This is a genomic window from Capnocytophaga endodontalis, from assembly GCF_002209445.1.
GTDB classification, from domain to species: domain Bacteria; phylum Bacteroidota; class Bacteroidia; order Flavobacteriales; family Flavobacteriaceae; genus Capnocytophaga; species Capnocytophaga periodontitidis.
Genome location: NZ_CP022022.1, coordinates 1,611,451 through 1,628,792, shown reverse-complemented (window position 1 = coordinate 1,628,792; position 17,342 = coordinate 1,611,451). Strand labels below are relative to the sequence as shown.

13 protein-coding genes are annotated in these 17,342 nt (G+C 39.1%); all 13 read left to right on the top strand.

Features of this window, described 5'->3' with window-relative positions; genetic code table 11:
* The first annotated feature begins 5 nt into the window (after positions 1-5).
* Positions 6-311: a YbaB/EbfC family nucleoid-associated protein gene (locus CBG49_RS07285; protein ID WP_009411986.1), complete on the top strand. Its 306-nt coding sequence runs from the start codon at positions 6-8 to the stop codon at positions 309-311.
* A 13-nt stretch (positions 312-324) separates the two neighbouring features.
* Positions 325-1,095: a ParA family protein gene (locus tag CBG49_RS07280; RefSeq protein ID WP_009411987.1), complete on the top strand. Its 771-nt coding sequence runs from the start codon at positions 325-327 to the stop codon at positions 1,093-1,095.
* On the top strand, positions 1,095-2,027 hold the full coding sequence (locus CBG49_RS07275; RefSeq protein ID WP_088593978.1) for a ParB/RepB/Spo0J family partition protein: 933 nt from the start codon (positions 1,095-1,097) through the stop codon (positions 2,025-2,027). The genes CBG49_RS07280 and CBG49_RS07275 overlap by 1 nt, the downstream gene beginning before the upstream one ends.
* Positions 2,020-2,640: a DUF5683 domain-containing protein gene (locus CBG49_RS07270; RefSeq protein WP_009411989.1), complete on the top strand. Its 621-nt coding sequence runs from the start codon at positions 2,020-2,022 to the stop codon at positions 2,638-2,640. Before CBG49_RS07275 ends, CBG49_RS07270 begins: the two co-directional genes overlap by 8 nt.
* A 2-nt stretch (positions 2,641-2,642) precedes the next feature.
* Positions 2,643-4,334 carry a D-lactate dehydrogenase gene (gene dld / locus CBG49_RS07265; protein ID WP_088593977.1) on the top strand — a complete coding sequence of 564 codons (1,692 nt, stop codon included), beginning with the start codon at positions 2,643-2,645 and terminating at the stop codon, positions 4,332-4,334.
* Between the two features lie 204 nt (positions 4,335-4,538).
* Positions 4,539-7,580, top strand: coding sequence for a SusC/RagA family TonB-linked outer membrane protein (locus CBG49_RS07260; protein WP_088593976.1), 3,042 nt, complete (start codon positions 4,539-4,541; stop codon positions 7,578-7,580).
* 12 nt (positions 7,581-7,592) lie between these two features.
* Positions 7,593-9,263, top strand: coding sequence for a RagB/SusD family nutrient uptake outer membrane protein (locus CBG49_RS07255; protein WP_088593975.1), 1,671 nt, complete (start codon positions 7,593-7,595; stop codon positions 9,261-9,263).
* Positions 9,264-9,281: 18 nt separating this feature from the next.
* Positions 9,282-10,784: a toxin-antitoxin system protein gene (locus tag CBG49_RS07250; protein ID WP_088593974.1), complete on the top strand. Its 1,503-nt coding sequence runs from the start codon at positions 9,282-9,284 to the stop codon at positions 10,782-10,784.
* 108 nt (positions 10,785-10,892) lie between these two features.
* Entirely contained in the window at positions 10,893-11,690 is a 798-nt protein-coding gene (locus CBG49_RS07245) for a hypothetical protein (RefSeq protein ID WP_088593973.1), read from the top strand.
* Positions 11,691-11,744: 54 nt separating this feature from the next.
* Entirely contained in the window at positions 11,745-13,148 is a 1,404-nt protein-coding gene (locus CBG49_RS07240; RefSeq protein ID WP_088593972.1) for an aryl-sulfate sulfotransferase, read from the top strand.
* A gap of 11 nt (positions 13,149-13,159) precedes the next feature.
* Entirely contained in the window at positions 13,160-15,490 is a 2,331-nt protein-coding gene (locus CBG49_RS07235; protein WP_088593971.1) for a glycoside hydrolase family 20 protein, read from the top strand.
* Between the two features lie 647 nt (positions 15,491-16,137).
* On the top strand, positions 16,138-16,713 hold the full coding sequence (locus CBG49_RS07230) for an HAD family hydrolase (protein ID WP_088593970.1): 576 nt from the start codon (positions 16,138-16,140) through the stop codon (positions 16,711-16,713).
* A gap of 5 nt (positions 16,714-16,718) precedes the next feature.
* Entirely contained in the window at positions 16,719-17,342 is a 624-nt protein-coding gene (locus tag CBG49_RS07225; RefSeq protein ID WP_227002991.1) for a hypothetical protein, read from the top strand.

The window sequence follows — 17,342 nt, the reverse complement described above, 5'->3', positions numbered from 1 at the left end:
ATATTATGTTTGAAGATATGATGGGAATGATGGGAAAACTCAAAGAAACCCAGCAAAAAATAGAAGAGGCTAAAGCACGTTTAAATCACGTATTAGTTGATGAAATTGCCGCTGATGGCAGTGTGAAAGTAACTATTACTGCCAATCGAGAAATTAAAAGCATTCAAATAAACGAGGCTTTATTAGAAGACAAAGAAGCCTTGGAGGATTATTTGATTATCACACTCAACAAGGCTATTGCCAAAGCTACAGAAATCAATGAATTAGAATTAGCTAATGTAGCCAAGCAAGGACTTCCGTTTAACTTTTAAAAACACTAAATCTATGGGTAAAATAATAGCTATTGCAAACCAAAAAGGAGGCGTCGGAAAAACTACTACCTCCGTGAACTTAGCTGCCTCATTAGGCGTATTAGAAAAAAAAGTATTACTCATTGATGCCGACCCACAGGCAAATGCTACTTCTGGCTTAGGTATTGATGTAGATTCTATTGAACACGGCACCTACGAGCTCTTAGAGCACACTATGGAAGCTAAAGATATGATTGTTCACACTAGCTCTCCCAATCTCGACCTTATCGCTGCCCATATCAACTTGGTCGCTATCGAGATTGAGTTAGTTGATAAAGAACAACGTGAGTTTATGCTCAAAAAAGCCTTAGAATCTATCAAAGATGAGTATGATTATATTTTAATTGACTGTGCTCCTTCCTTAGGGCTCATCACTCTAAATGCTCTTACAGCTGCCAACTCAGTGATCGTGCCTATCCAATGCGAGTACTTCGCTCTGGAAGGATTAGGCAAACTCCTCAATACTATTAAAAGCGTACAAAAAACCTTCAATCCCGATTTAGATATCGAAGGCTTATTGCTCACTATGTACGATGCACGCTTGCGACTCTCTAACCAAGTAGTAGAAGAGGTTCAAAAACACTTTAGCGATATGGTATTCAAAACCATTATACAGCGCAATGTACGCCTCAGTGAAGCTCCAAGTTTCGGCGAAACCATTATCAACTACGATGCTACCAGTAAAGGGGCTACCAATCATATCAACTTAGCTCAAGAGATTATCGATAAAAATAAAACTGCATAATGACGAAACCTGCTAAAAAACCTGCCTTGGGGAGAGGTATTTCAGCCATTTTTGGCAATAGCCCCGAAGTGGCTATCAATTCTATAAAAGATAAGAACGCCGATAAAATCGTAGGAAATATCATAGAACTCGAACTCGACCTGATAGAAACAAACCCCTTTCAACCTCGTACTTCTTTTAACGAAGAAGAACTACAAGGGCTCGCTTCCTCTATTAAAGAATTGGGGGTCGTCCAACCTATCACCGTGCGCAAACTCGACGGCGAAAACAAATATCAGCTCATATCGGGCGAACGCCGTTTCAGAGCTTCCAAATTAGCTGGACTCAAAACAATCCCAGCCTATATCCGCATCGCCGACGACAACGAGTCGCTTACAATGGCTTTGGTTGAAAATATTCAACGACAGGATTTAGACCCTATAGAAATTGCACTTTCTTACCAACAACTCATCGAGCAAGTAAACCTCACTCAAGACCAAATGAGCAAACGCGTAGGTAAAAAACGTTCTACAATCACTAACTATCTGCGTTTGCTGAAGCTCGCTCCTATCATTCAAACAGGTATACGCGACGGCTTTATATCTATGGGACACGGACGTGCAATTATCGCTATAGAAGACCCCGAACAACAAGCTGAAGTGTACCAACGAATCATTTCCGATAACCTATCAGTACGTGATACCGAAGAGTTAGTGCGCCGCTTGCAAAACCACGAAACACATAATGTGGTAAGTATTCAAATCCCTAAAAGCAATAGTAAAACTGAAGTACCTACTTATATCAAAGAAAATATGAGTAGCTTTAATCATTTTTTTGGCACCAAAGTTGCCGTAAAAGTGAACAAAGATGGAAAAGGTAGCCTTACCATCCCTTTTACTTCAGAAGAAGATTTCAAACGTATTCAAAGCTTATTACACAAAAAAGATGAGTAAAACATTTGTTTTCATAATGGCACTCCTTTCCGGAGTGGGTATTTCGTACGCACAAAACAATACAGAGGAAGTGGTAGAAGTACCCTCCGATTCTATACAAGTAGCCGTTATGCAAGACAATATGAAAAAAGTTCCTTGGAATACCGACCCTCTTTCTCCTGCAAAAGCAGCTTTCTATTCAGCTGTCGTACCAGGCTTAGGGCAGATATACAACAAAAGCTACTGGAAAGTCCCTTTGGTGTATATCGCTATCGGAACCCCTATATACTTCTATATACAAAACTCTAAGGAATACGATCGTTATCTCTCCGCCTACAAACGTCGCCAACAAGGATTTACCGATGATGAGTTTTATGGCAATCGCCCTGATGGACAGCCGCGCCTCAGCACCGACGGCTTGCGCCGAGGCATACAGTTCTATCGCCGTAATAAAGAACTCTCTATTCTTATAGGAGTAGGCTTATACGCTCTAAACATCATCGAGGCAAATGTCGATGCCCATCTCAAACAATTCAATGTAGATGAACGCCTTACCTTAGAACCTTTCATCCAACACAATTTCTTTACTGAACCTCAATTTGGTTTAACGCTTACCTATAAAACTAAGAAATAATAATGAACACACAAAACCTATTAGAAACCTTGCGCCACATCGTTGGCGCAAAATACGTTATTACCGACCCCTCAAAAACTGAACGTTACCGCACTGGATATCGTTTTGGTACTGGCAACGCAATTGCCGTTGTGCGTCCCGCTACTTTGTGGGAACAGTGGCAAGTACTCGAAGCCTGTGTTGAAGCCGATGTGATTGTAATTTCTCAAGCCGCCAATACAGGAATTACAGGTGGGTCTAACCCTTTTGGCAACGATTACGACCGCGATGTGGTAATCATCAACACAATGCGTAACGACAACATTCAGCTTATCAACGAAGGGAAACAAGCTGTATGCCTCACTGGGGCTACACTCAACCATTTAGAACAAGAACTAAAAGTATACGATCGCGAACCTCATTCTGTAATTGGCTCTTCTTGTATTGGAGCTTCTGTAATTGGAGGTGTGTGCAACAACTCTGGTGGATCTTTAGTACAACGTGGGCCTGCTTATACCGAAATGGCTCTTTTTGCCCAACGTAATGCCGATGGTAAATTAGAGCTCATCAACCACTTAGGCATTGATTTAGGAAGCTCTCCTAAAGAAATTCTCACTAATCTCCAAGAAGGCAAATACCAGCAAAAGGACATCCATTCCACTGACAAAAAAGGACACGACCACGACTATTGTAACCACGTACGCGAAATCAATGCTAATACCCCTGCCCGCTTCAATGCCGACCCCGCTCGCTTATTCGAAGCCTCAGGTAGTGCAGGTCGTTTAGGAGTTTTTGCTGTCCGTGTAGATACTTTCCCTGCCGAGAAAAAAACTGCCGTATTCTATATAGGTACTAACAATACAGCTGTACTCACCAAACTGCGCCGCGATATGCTTGGTACTTTCGAAGAAATTCCTATCTCTGGTGAGTATATCCACCGTACTGCCTTTGATATCGCTGCTAAATATGGTAAAGATACTTTTTGGTATATCAAAAATGTCGGTACTGAATACCTCCCTAAACTCTTCTCTCTCAAAGCGTGGGGTGACCGCGTAGCCAAAAAACTACCTTTTATGCCTAACCATTTCAGTGAAAAATTCTTACAATTCACCTCTAAATTAATGCCTCAACACCTTCCTAAAATATTGTGGGATTACCGCAACCAATATGAACACCACCTCATTCTAAAAATGGGAGGCAAAGGGGTAGACGAAGCACGCGCTTATTTGCAAAAAGAATTTGCCGATAGCAGTAAAGGGGCGTTTATAGAGTGTGATGCCAAGCTCGCTCAAGCGGCAATGCTTTTGCGTTTTGCAGTAGCTTCAGCTGCCATTCGTTATCGTTCCGTACACGAAGATGAGGTAGAAGATATCGTCGCTTTAGACATCGCTTTGCGCCGCAACGACGAGAATTGGTTTGAAAAACTCCCCCCTGAACTCGATGCTAAAATTCTTCACAAATTGTATTACGGACACTTTATGTGCCATGTATTCCATCAGGATTATGTAATTAAAAAAGGTTACAATTGTGAAGAAATAGAAGAAGAGATGCTCAAAATATTAGATACTCGCGGCGCTCAATACCCCGCCGAGCATAACGTCGGACACTTGTATCACGCTAACGACGACCTGAAAAAATTCTACAATTCCCTTGACCCTACCAATAGCTTTAACCCTGGTATTGGTAAAACTTCTAAGAAAAAAGATTGGAAATAAGTAAACACACTATCTTATTAAAAGCTGTTTGATACTTTCGGACAGCTTTTTTTATGAAATTACCTCTTTTATGATCTGTTGATTTACAAATGTTTAGAAGCTATTAGACGATTTTATACCTTTTTTAGACAACAAAAGGAATCGTTTATGCACGTTATTTATACTTTTGTGTCATCAAACGATACAAAAACAAACAACCATTGTATGAAAAGAAATCTATTTTTATCAGTTCTACTATTATTAGTGAGTTGGAGTTATGCACAACAACGCACCATTCGTGGAACTGTCAGCGATGCTACTACTAAGGAGCCTTTGATGAGTGCTTCAGTAGTAGTGAAAGGAACTACCAAAGGTGTCAGCACCGATATGGATGGTAAATACTCCATAGATGTAGCGGTGGGACAGACCTTAGAAGTCTCTTTTATGGGGTATGTAACCCAGAATGTAAAAGTAACTGCCAATACCCCTGTGCCTTTGCACATTGCTTTGGCTGATGAACAAAAAAAGCTCGAAGAAGTTGTAGTTGTGGGTTATGGAGTTACTAAAAAACGCGACTTAGCAGGTGCTATCACCTCTATCAAAACAGGTGATGTGAAAGCTGGTGTAGTAGCCGATATGTCACAAATGTTAAAAGGGCGTGCATCAGGTGTACAAGTACGTCAGAATTCATTAGAACCTGGTGGTAATGTATCTATCCGTGTACGTGGTGCTTCTTCAGTGAGTGCCGATAATGAACCCTTATATGTAATCGACGGATTTCAAACCGACAATATGTCGCAAATTAGCATAGACGACATCGAGTCTATAGAAATCTTAAAAGATGCTTCTACCACTGCTATTTATGGCGCTCGTGGTGCCAATGGGGTCATCCTTATCACTACTAAAAAAGGTAAAGAAGGTTCTTTCAATGTAGAGTATTCTAACCAAACGGCTTTTAAAAATATGTATAACCCTTGGGATTTACTCGATGCTGGAGAAACCATTGCTCTTACTCGCCGCCTATATAATGAAACTGGGTTAGCTAAATATAATAAATGGACTGCTGCTCAAGCTACTTACCGCGGTAAAGGTACCGATTGGCTCAAAGAAACTACTCACGATGCTTTTACTGTATTACATCAACTTTCAGTATCAGGAGGTACCGACCGCCTTTCTGCTTTTATGTCGGCTAATTACCTCACTGAACCTGGTATATTGCTCAATACTGATTATAGCCGTTACGGCGGACGTGTGAATTTACAGTACAAAATTAGCCCAAAAGTAAGAGCTGGAGCTAATATGAACTTTTCCCAGTCTAAAAAGAAATTCTTAGATATGGGTACTATCTCTTCCGATAAAAATATAATGTACCGTATTTTTAACTTAGAGCCTTGGAAAAACAAAGAAGGTTTTGATGTCTTTGGAATTAAAGCTCGTCGTCCAGCAGTGTTTGAAGAAATGAATGGAGCTCAACTCTATCGCCACTTCAATACGATGTATGCTACCGCTTATGCCGATATTGACCTATTGCCTTCTCTTACTATCAACGGCCGTTACACCTATGCTTACGACCATCTAAAAACCGAAAAATACTATGACCGCTCTACCTCTATCGGTCAAGCTTATAAAGGTCAAGCCTTCCTTAGCCACGAAGAAAACGTAAAACACCAAATTGAAGGTGTTGCTACTTATCACCCTAAAATGGAAGGTAAACACGATATAAAAGTAACCGCAGGTACTTCCTACATTTATCAAAGGGGCAAAGGTGATGAAGTTCAAGCCTATGGTTTCGCTTCTGATGTCTTCTCCTTCAAAAACATCGGCGCTGCCCAACACTTAGATTGGATAGGCTCCGGAGAATCTTCTATCAAAAAAGGTTCTGTTTTTGGTCGTGCCGAGTACATTTTTAACAACCGTTATATCCTAAATGCTTCTGTTCGTGCCGATGGTTCTTCAGTGTTTGGAGCCGACTATCGTTGGGGAATTTTCCCCGCAGGCTCTTTAGCTTGGCACTTAGGCGAAGAAAAATTTATGGCTTGGACAAAACCTGTAATTTCTCGTATCAAATTGCGCACCAGTTACGGCCTTAGCGGTAATGATGGTATCCGATTTGGACTCTCTCAATACCAATATTCTGTACGCGATGTGTACATAGGAGGTACTGAAGGCACTAAAGGTATGTATCCTTCCAACCCCTATAATCCAAAACTCCGTTGGGAAACTACCGCACAATGGAATGCAGGTATTGATTTGAATATTGCAAGTGTTGAACTCAGCTTTGATTACTACATCAAGCGTACTCACGATTTGTTAAACCCCGACCCTATTCACCCTTCTGGTGGTTTCCCTAACTATGTAAACGATGGCCGCCGTTTCGAGTATACCGCTATGATGGTAAACGATGGTGAAGTAGAAAATCGCGGATATGAAATAGCTATCAAATCTACTAATATTAATAAAAAAGGATTTACGTGGAATACCGCTTTCAATTTTGCTCACAACCGCAGCGAAGTGTTAAAACTCAATGATGGTAAACCTCGTTTCCAATACATACGCCCTCACGGTTCTTATGAAGAAAAAGAATATATGATGCTCAAAGAAGGTGAACCGCTCAGTGCTATCTATGGTTATGTGTTCGACGGTATTATCCAGCAAGGAGAACAATATGCCCCTCAAATCAAATCTGTGCCTGGTGACCCTAAGTTTAAAGACCTTAATGGCGATGGTAAAATAGACGAAAACGACCGTACTGTACTAGGGACTGGTATCCCTAAAACTATCATTGGGCTCAACAATAGCTTCACTTATAAAGATTTTGACTTCTCTTTCTTCTTTGAAGCTTCTTTAGGTGCTAAAATGCTCAACCTTACACGCATCTACCTCGAAGATAACAATCGTTTAGCCGCCTCATCCGATCGCTGGACTCGCGCTCACGCTTCCAATAGCGTTCCTCGTAACGGCTATCAAAAAAATGACGGTTTGCTTTATGGCTCCTATGTAAACTCTCGCTTCGTAGAAGATGCCGATTTTGTAAAACTCCGCAATATCGAATTAGGGTACACTTTCAATGGTAGCAAATGGAATATGAAAACCCTCAAAACAATGCGTATGTTCGTAGGTGGTCAAAATCTGCTCACCTTTACCAAATATCAAGGTTTTGACCCCGATATCAGTACCAATGGTAGCAGTGCTATCGCACAAGGGTTAGATTTGAACTCTTATCCTGCTTATCGCACTATCAACTTTGGAGTGAAATTAACATTTTAACACTAAAAGAAAATGAAAACGAATTACAAACTATATACCTTAGTAGCTGCCTTAGGCTTATCATTTACAGCTTGTGAACTAAAAGAGGATCTCTCCTCTGTTTACAACGTAAATAATGCCTACACTACTGAAGAAAACGCTCAAGAAGGGGTAAATGGTATCTATAGATATTTAAACTCTGCCACTCACCCAAGTACCTTCTACATCAACGACCTTTCTACCGATGACGGATTCAAAGAAGGTAACGACTTCGAAATTTTAAATAATAATGGGCTTACAGGTAACATCCAATTATTAACAAGCTATAATGGCAATTGGCAAATGATAGGTTGTGCCAATACTGCTATTGATAATATAGCAATGATACCCGAAACCCGTTTTAAAACCGCCGATAAGAAAGTAGAACTTTTAGCCGAAGCTCACTTTATGCGCGCTTTTGCCTACTATCAGCTCACTAACACTTTCTACCGTGTTCCTCTAATTACCAATGGTTACTATGCTGCTACCGCTAATCCTACTTTAGCTACTGTAGAAGAACTCGATAACCAAATTGAACAAGACTTGCTTATCGCAACTAATAATTTACCTCTAGAGTGGAGTGTAAACGGAAGTGATGCTGGTCGACCTACCAAAGGGGCTGCTTATGGTTACTTAATGCGTCTCTATATGCGTAAAGCAGGCCGCCTACGCGAAGAAGGTAGTGATGCTACTGCTGCTTGGCAAGCCGCTTTAGTTTATGCTAACCAAGTAATCGCTACTGGTAAATACACCTTGCTCGCACACCCCTTCGATCCTTTCGACCCACGTACACGTGCTTCTCTTTACAACAGCGAAATTATCTTTGCAGTGCGTAGTAGTGAATCAGTACCCTCAGGTGCTTCCGATTTAGCACTCTATTTCACTTCTTGGGATTACAACAAAGGGTGGGACATCTTCAATGTGCCTTTAGAACTCTATTGGCAGTTTGATAGTAGCGACGAACGACTAACCCAATTTATCAAAGGCGAATTTTTAAATGTCAATGATGCCAATCAAAAATATGTCGCTCCTACTTTAACTCAAATGGGCACCCTCAACAACGAGGCTTCAAGCCCTCGCATTACAGAGCTCGCCAATGTGTATACCGATAAGTATTTCTACGAAAAAGCAGGTACTTATAATTATAATACACCCAATAATCTACCTCTATTGCGCTATGCCGATGTACTGCTCTCTAAAGCCGAAATACTCAATGAACTCAATGGCCCTAATCAAGAATCTGTAGATTTGATAAACCAAATACGCCAAAGAGCTTTTCAAGGTAGTTCTCACAATTACATCTTGGCTAATTTCCCTACAAAAGAAGAAATGCGTAGCAAATTGTGCGACGAACGCCTCTTTGAATTTAATATGGAAGGCTTGCGCCGTATCGACCTTATCCGTATGGGCTTGTGGAAAGATCGCTTAGATAAGTATATGGACACTATCAAACAAAAATTAGAAATTAAACAAACTAATCTCAATGCGAGAAGAGACCCTAATGTAGTAAAAAAACCTTACGACTTAAGCCCTCAATGGAAAGTATATCCTAAGTTCAACAGTCCTCTAAAAGTGTACGATATGCGTCGTTATTACCCTATACCAAGCGTATATAGCAATAAATTTCCCGACTTGCAAAATAACCGCTCCTTTAGAGAACAATAATTTTAAACATAACAAAATATGAAAACCTATACTAAACCTATACTAATAGTTGCAGCGATACTCAGCACCATCAGCTGTAGTAAAAGCGATGTTGACGGGCGTTTTAGTGAGAACCCTAAAAGTGAGATAGGCACACCTCAAACAGGCTCCGCTGATACTGCCAAACAAATCAAATGGAATTTTGACAACATCAACGATTGGATCAATGCCAGTCAAGGTGAAAATGCCAATGTTTCACAAACCTCTCTCGAAAGCAATACACAAGCTGAAGACGGTAAAGTAGTGAAAATCTATACCGAAGCCAATACGCAACAACGCAAAAAGCTCAAAACCAAAAAACAATACGGTGCTGGGCTCTATACTTGGCGTACCTATATTTCCGACTTGGGAGCCACTGAACGCGTGAGCATAGGTTCTTGGTTGTGGAATAGCGACAAACACGAACTTGATTTTGAAGTGGGTTCTGGTACCGCTAAAGAACGTGAAACCCTTAAAACTTCCGATGACGAAGTGATTGCCTACATCACCAGTCAAGATAATCCTTTTGTACAACAAAAAATAAAAATCAAAAAGAATGCTTGGCATACCTTTAAAATCGACTTGCAATTAATTGGCGATAAATATTTTGCAACTTGGATTATCGATGAGGTAAAATGTGCCGCTCAACAGCTTAACTACGGCCAAGAACACCCTTTCCACATCTTCTGTAGTACCGAAAACCTTAAATTTATAGGTGATAACTGGCCTTACCAAGAGAACTATGGCTTGTGGGATTATGTAACTTATACCCCTTATTCTTACTCTATAGCCCCTGTAGAACCTTCTACACAAACAAATCCAATAGACGAAACCCCTGAACCCGATAAAGGAGAAGTAAAACGCTGGGATTTCAATACTTTCCCTAATGATTGGGGCAAATGGACAAATGTAGGAGCTGACGGACCTGCCTTTAGCAAATTAGATAACGGCAAATTAATCCTTACCACCAATTCCTATTGCAATGTGTCAAAAGCATATTACAAACCTCAAGTAGGATATGGTAAATACACTTGCTCTATCCGTTTGCCTGAAGTAAACGAGTCGGCTAAAATACAAATGGGAATGATTCTCTATTTCTATACCGATACCCCAAAAACTATAGAACGCTTGTTCCAAATGGTAGCTCGTTATGGAAAAGATGAAGACCGCACTCGCCTCGGTGCTAAACAAGGTGAAATGCTCTTGTTTATCGCTTCTGCCGAACCTGGTTTGTCAAGCTACAAACAAGTCTTACAACCTAATAAAGATTATAAATTCACCATCGAATTGAAAAAAGCAGGTAATAAATATGTAGCGGTATATTATTTAGATGATAAACCAATACAAACACTTAAAACTAACTTTGGTGAAGATGACTTTAAGTTTGAATTAGGTATCAGTGCCGAATCTAATAGAGGCGATTGGCTACCTGGTAATAAACTGGAAGATCCTACTAAAAAATATAACGCTACTTTCAACTTTATTGAATATACCGCCTATTAGTAGTGAATCAATGTTTATCTCTATAAATGGCAAATTGATTTTTTCCAAAAAGGGGCTATCCTCTCTCATAGCCCCTTTTTCTTAAAAAAAGAAAACTAATAAAATTATATGAAACAACTAAACCTATTTTTAACATTTGTCTTTTTGAGCTTTTGTGTGAGTTGCAGCAAACAATCAAAAGATATTCCTGAAGTAACCATTGATAAAACCAAAGTAATGCTATGGGATTTTAAATCTCTCAATGGTTGGTTATTAGGCAATCAGGATGAGGATTACCCGCAAGGAAAGGACAAAGAAACTTATGCCAAAGTGGTAAGTGATTCTTACGCCAAAGATGGATGGGCTATGAAAATATGGACAAAAGCTTATACTGAACAACGCAAAAAACAAAAAACAGTACACCGTTACGGGGCTGGTATCTACACTTGGCGCACCTACATTCCACCAATGGAAACTGGAGCGTGGGCAAGTATAGGCTCTTTCTTGTATAACAGTGAAGGACACGAAATAGATTTTGAAGTAGGCTCAGGCGATGCTAAACGCAGAAAGAAATTAGGCGCAAAAGAAGGTCAGGTCGTAGTGTTTATGACCAGCCAAAATAATCCTTGGGCTCAAAATGCTGAAGTACTTATAGATAGTGACCAATGGCATACTTTCCAAATAAAATTAACTATCAACCCTCAAAATAACCATTACATTGCTACGTGGCTCATCGATGGAGTACAACACCTCCAGAAAGAACTCAACTATGGACAACAATATCCTTTCCGCATCTTTTGCAGTGTAGAAAATATAGATTTTATAGGCGACCATATCCCTACTAAAGACCATTATGCTTTATGGGATTATGTGATGTATGAACCTTTTACTAATGCTATTGAACCTGTAAATCCTGATAATGAATAACGCTTTCCCTCATTAAAACAATTGAAAAAAACTTAAATATAAACCTAAATAAATATGAAAAGATCAATTATTATTTTGTTTATAACCATAGGAGTACTTTTAATCTCTTGTAAAAAAGATGATAACATCGCTACTTATCAAGGCTCCTTAACTGATTTTTCGGTGGCTTTGAGTGGAACAAATTTCCTTCGTGCCGAAGTAACTGCTACTTTTAGCAGTGAAACGTCCTTCCGCATTTTCTATTGGGAAGTGAGCCAACCCTCACAAGTACAACACACCAATACTTATCAAGGAAAAGAAACTGAACACAAAACTCTGCTATTTCTAAAACCCGAAACTGAATACGCTTGCAAAATTAGCTATGGAAACGGCTTAGAAACTGAAGCAAAACACTTCAAAACTAAAAGTGTACAATCATTTTTGCCAAATGCTACTCTGCAAGAAGATAAACTAAAAGAATCCATCAAAGGATATCTGTTAGCAAACGACCGCAAATCAAATAATATTTACCTAATGGATATGAACGGAACTGTAGTGTGGTATGAACCCGTACCCGATACTCCTGCAGTAGTGAACTACACCCCTCGTACACAACAATTCTACTTGCTCACCGATGCACCTTCCGAAGGACTCTTTGTGTTTAACGCTAAAAAATTAAAAATAATAGACCTTTTTGGCAATATTGTGCTACAAAAAGAGTTCGCTTCTATCCCCGAACTGAAAAACCGCGAAGTACACCACGAATGCCGCCCTCTACCCGATGGCAATATAGGTTTAGTAACCTATATTCATCAAACGGTAGACCTCAGTAGCAAAGGAGGTTCGCAAACAGATACCGTTACAGGCGACGGCTTTGTGATTATGAATACCCAAGGAGAAATCGTAAAAAAATGGAGCTGTTTTGACCACCTAAATCCACTTGACCACCCTAATATCACAACTAAAAAAGTGAAAGAAGACTGGATTCACGCCAATTCTATCGACCAAGATAGCGAAGGCAATTACTATATGACCACCAATCGCGATAGCGAGCTCTGGAAAATCAACGGTAAAACAGGCGAATTAGTGTATCGCGTGGGTAAAAATGGCACTATTAAACCTACCGAAAACCTCTTGTCTCACGGTATCCATTGTGCTGTCGTACAAGCTCCTAACGAAGTGTTAGTGATTGACAACGCACGCGAAAACAAAACTACAGGGTCAAGAGCACTTATCTATAAAGTAAACGAACATAGTAAAACCGTAAGTGTACCTTTAGAAGTCGCCTTGCCTAAAGGACAATTTTCAACCACTCGCAGCAATGTTCAATTCATAGATAATCAGCACGTACTTTTTGCCTTGAGCACTCAAAAACAAGTGCTCATTACCAACAGAAATACTACCCCTGAAATACATCGCACACTCTTATTGCCACAAACTTTTTATCGCGTAACCTATATACCAACAATCCAATATTAAACAATTTTCCAATGAAAAAACTTTTATTCAGCACGCTTGCCTTGTGTTTGATGGCTTGCTGTAAAGAAACAAAACCTGTAGTGAATTATGAGGTAATTCCACTACCACAATCTATTGAATACACTGAGCAAGAGCCTTTTCAATTAGATGCCAAAACGGTTATTACTTATCCGCAAGGCAACGCTTTACAGGAAAAGAACGCTTCCTTTTTAGCTTCTTATATTCAAGAACTTTCAGGAATGCCTATAAAAACACAAGCTGGAGTAACCAATGGCAAACGCATTGTATTGAAAACCGATTTGCAAAACGCAAACCAAGAGGCTTATCAGCTCACTGTAACAAGCGACCAAATAACTATTGATGGGGCAAGCCCTGCCGGTGTGTTCTACGGTATTCAAACTTTGCGCAAATCTATGGATGTAACCCACCCTAAAGCCTTAGTTTTTCCAACCGTAGTTATAAACGATGCTCCACGCTTTGCTTATCGCGGAATGCACTTTGATGTGAGTCGCCATTTCTTTACTGTAGATTTTATCAAGCAGTATATTGATATACTCGCTCTGCACAACCTCAATAAATTCCATTGGCATCTCACCGACGACCAAGGTTGGCGTATTGAAATCAAAAAATACCCTCGCCTTACTGAGGTAGGTTCAATGCGTAAAGAAACGCTTATCGGGCATTTGCTCAAAGATAAACCCCATCAATTCGACGGCAAACCTTATGGCGGATACTACACTCAAGAGCAAATAAAGGAAATCGTAAAATACGCTCAAGACCGTTATATCACCATTATCCCCGAAATTGATATACCTGGGCATACCCTCGCTGTACTCACCGCTTATCCTGAGTTAGGTTGTACCGGTAAAGATTATGCTGTAGGCACCAAATGGGGAGTGTTCGACGATGTGCTTTGTGCTGGCAACGAGGCTTCATACAAGTTTTTAGAAGACGTTTTTGATGAACTTACCGAACTTTTCCCTTCTAAATACATTCATATAGGAGGTGATGAGTGTCCCAAAACACGTTGGAAAGAATGTCCTAAATGTCAGGCTAAAATCAAAGCTTTAGGCTTAAAAGGCGATGGAAAACACACTGCCGAGCAACAATTGCAGGGTTATGTAGTATCGCGTATAGAGCAATTCCTAAAAAAGAAAGGTAGAGAAGTAATTGGCTGGGACGAGATTTTAGAGGGTAACAATATCTCACAAGATGCGATTGTAATGTCGTGGCGAGGCACCGAAGGGGGGATCGCAGCAGCACAACGCCACAACCGTGCTATTATGACCCCTCACTACAGTTTGTATTTCGATTATAATCAAGGAGAAGACCCTACCAAAGAACCACTTTCCATAGGTGAATACCTCCCCGTAAAAAAGGTGTATGACTACGAGCCTATCGACCCTAAACTCACCCCTGAACAAGGTAAATACATTTTAGGAGCACAAGCTAATTTATGGACAGAATACATCGCGAGCCCTGCACACGCTCAATATATGCTTTTACCTCGATTAGCTGCCTTAGCCGAAGTGCAATGGACAGCTCCCGAGAAAAAGAATTTTCCTAATTTCCTAAAACGTTTGGGAAACCTGCTAAACTATTATCAGTTAAAAGGTTATCACTACGCCAAACACATAATGGGAGTTACCCCTGTAATCCAACCAGCTGCCAATAAAGACGGCATTCAAGTAGAGCTCCTCACCGTAGGTGATGGCAAGGTGTACTACACTACCGATGGCTCTACCCCCAATGCGAGCAAAACACTCTATACCCAACCTATTAAGTTGAGCAATGAGTTACTACTCAAAGCTGTTGCCATACATAAGGATACTATAAGCGGAGTGTTTAGCTATCAATCCTTATTCAACAAAGCTACTTACAAAAAAATACAATTACTCACCGAAACCAACCCTAAATATACTTTTGGAGGAGCTACAGCCTTAGTCGATGCCCAAATAGGTGAAGATTCTTATATCGATGGACATTGGGTAGGCTTTCCAGGTCGTGTAGGAGTAGAAGCAGTGATTGATTTGGGTAAAGAAGAAGAAATCAGCAATTTAAAAGCAGGTAGTTTAGCCGATACCCCTAACTGGATATTCCCCGCCTCAGAAGTTGCTATTTATAGTTCCCCCGATGGCAAAAACTTCCAGCTCATTGCTCAGCAACCTTTGAAAATTGCCGAAAAAACCGACCCTATCAAGCGAGTACCTATCAGTTTAAATTTTGCTAAAACTAAAACCCGTTATGTAAAAGTAGTGCTCAAAGGTACTATAATCCCCGAATGGCACGAAGGCAAAGGCACCCCTGCCCTACTCTTCGTAGATGAAATCCAACTGAATTAATTTTGAAAGATACATTTTTCATACGTAATATTGCTTTTATTTAAAAATTGTGTAATTACACAATGAGGGCTGCCAGATTTTATCTGGCAGCCTTTTTTTAATTTGCACCTGACACCTGATACCTAACACCTGATACCTGACATCTCTTCTACTTTGGCAAAGTTGCTCTCCCTCCGCAACACTTACTAACTATTGAATTTTAATCACTTACGATTTTACTACCAAAAATAAATGTTAAAATATTTGTATAGTATAAAAATTCGCCGTAACTATGCACCAAAATTAGACATATTAAAAGCGTTAGCTTTTGTGCTGTTGTCAGAAATCTGGTAAATTTCAAAAGTAATACAGTTACAAAAAGTTGATGCCTGCGTTATATGCGTGGGTTACACTTTCTGTATTACAAAGTTTACCAGAACTCCTGACAACAGATTGTAAGTAATTCACGCTTTTTGTTTTTATAATAGCGTTAGCTTTATTCTGTTGTCGGAAATCTGGTACATTTCTACAATTTAGGTAATACAGAATGAGTTAGCCTATGGAGCAAAGGAAGCACGCAAGTGCTTTCCTTTGCCGTATGCAACTGCTTCTTCAAAAAGAATAAAGACTTCTTCGCTTAACATAAACAACTTATTAAAGTTCTCATTATGTTTATGAAGCAATACACTGCATTTTATGCTACCAAAGTTTCAGAGAAAACTATTTTTCTTATTGATTTAGATGGTACATTAGTAGATACTGATTATGCTAACTATTTAGCGTACCACTATGCAATAAAAAAAATCTTTGAAATTGAGCTTTCTTATGATAGAAAAAAACGCTTCACAAGAAATGATTTAAAAAAGATATTTCCTAATATTCAAGTCTCAGATTTTGAAAAAATAGTCAGACTTAAAGAAGATAAGTACAAAGACTATTTAAGTAAGACAGTAGTAAATAAAGATTTAATGATTCTACTGCAAAACTATCACAAAACTAATGCTGTAATTTTAGTAACAAAATGTCATAGAGAAAGAGCTAAACAAACGCTTTCCTATCATAACCTTGAGCTCTATTTCACAGATAAAGTATTTTCTGAGGGGGGTAACAAATACAAAGAAGCTATTAATAGCTTACAGTTAGCAACTTCTTCAGTGGTAATATTTGAAGATGATGATACTGAAATAGAAAATGCTATAAAAGTAGGGATTTTAGAACAGAATATTAACAAAGTAATTTTTTAATTTATATGGAAAAATTTGTAATTGAAGCTAATAGTTTTTTAAAACAAGATGTAGAAGGGTATTATCATACTCTCTATAAGTCAATGAGTAACCCAGAGAGTCAAACTCTTCACATTAATTATCTTAAAAATGACAACAATCAATTTACTCTTGAATCAGAAAGACTAAAGCAAGCAACAGAAAAATTGTATCAGAATTTAAAGGAAGATTTAGCTCAAATATTAAGAGAACAAAGTTTGCCTTTATATGTTTGTGTAGTTCCAAGGGCTAAACCAGAAAATGATTATAAACCTTCTCAATTGCTTTTTAAAGAAACTATTCGTACTTTTGTAAAAGAATCTGAATATAGGCTTAATAATGGTGTAGACTATATTAAGAGGACTGTGAGAACTATGACAACTCATCAAAATCATTTTCCTTTTTCAGGTTATTCAGAACTCCCCTCTCCTTATATAGGAATTTCAAAAGATACTTGTAGTTTTTCACCTGAAATTAGAGAAAAAAACATATTGTTAATAGACGATTTGTATACCTATAGTATCAATATAGATGAAGATATGATACAAGCTCTATATGATAATGGTGCTAACAAAGTAATATTTTATTCAATAGGCTATTTAAAATACTAA

What these genes read in the sequence shown, in the direction of transcription:
- CBG49_RS07285 (WP_009411986.1), top strand. Translation starts at nt 6, where the DNA reads ATGTTTGAAGATATGATGGGAATGATGGGAAAACTCAAAGAAACCCAG.
- CBG49_RS07280 (WP_009411987.1), top strand. Translation starts at nt 325, where the DNA reads ATGGGTAAAATAATAGCTATTGCAAACCAAAAAGGAGGCGTCGGAAAA.
- CBG49_RS07275 (WP_088593978.1), top strand. Translation starts at nt 1,095, where the DNA reads ATGACGAAACCTGCTAAAAAACCTGCCTTGGGGAGAGGTATTTCAGCC.
- CBG49_RS07270 (WP_009411989.1), top strand. Translation starts at nt 2,020, where the DNA reads ATGAGTAAAACATTTGTTTTCATAATGGCACTCCTTTCCGGAGTGGGT.
- dld (WP_088593977.1), top strand. Translation starts at nt 2,643, where the DNA reads ATGAACACACAAAACCTATTAGAAACCTTGCGCCACATCGTTGGCGCA.
- CBG49_RS07260 (WP_088593976.1), top strand. Translation starts at nt 4,539, where the DNA reads ATGAAAAGAAATCTATTTTTATCAGTTCTACTATTATTAGTGAGTTGG.
- CBG49_RS07255 (WP_088593975.1), top strand. Translation starts at nt 7,593, where the DNA reads ATGAAAACGAATTACAAACTATATACCTTAGTAGCTGCCTTAGGCTTA.
- CBG49_RS07250 (WP_088593974.1), top strand. Translation starts at nt 9,282, where the DNA reads ATGAAAACCTATACTAAACCTATACTAATAGTTGCAGCGATACTCAGC.
- CBG49_RS07245 (WP_088593973.1), top strand. Translation starts at nt 10,893, where the DNA reads ATGAAACAACTAAACCTATTTTTAACATTTGTCTTTTTGAGCTTTTGT.
- CBG49_RS07240 (WP_088593972.1), top strand. Translation starts at nt 11,745, where the DNA reads ATGAAAAGATCAATTATTATTTTGTTTATAACCATAGGAGTACTTTTA.
- CBG49_RS07235 (WP_088593971.1), top strand. Translation starts at nt 13,160, where the DNA reads ATGAAAAAACTTTTATTCAGCACGCTTGCCTTGTGTTTGATGGCTTGC.
- CBG49_RS07230 (WP_088593970.1), top strand. Translation starts at nt 16,138, where the DNA reads ATGTTTATGAAGCAATACACTGCATTTTATGCTACCAAAGTTTCAGAG.
- CBG49_RS07225 (WP_227002991.1), top strand. Translation starts at nt 16,719, where the DNA reads ATGGAAAAATTTGTAATTGAAGCTAATAGTTTTTTAAAACAAGATGTA.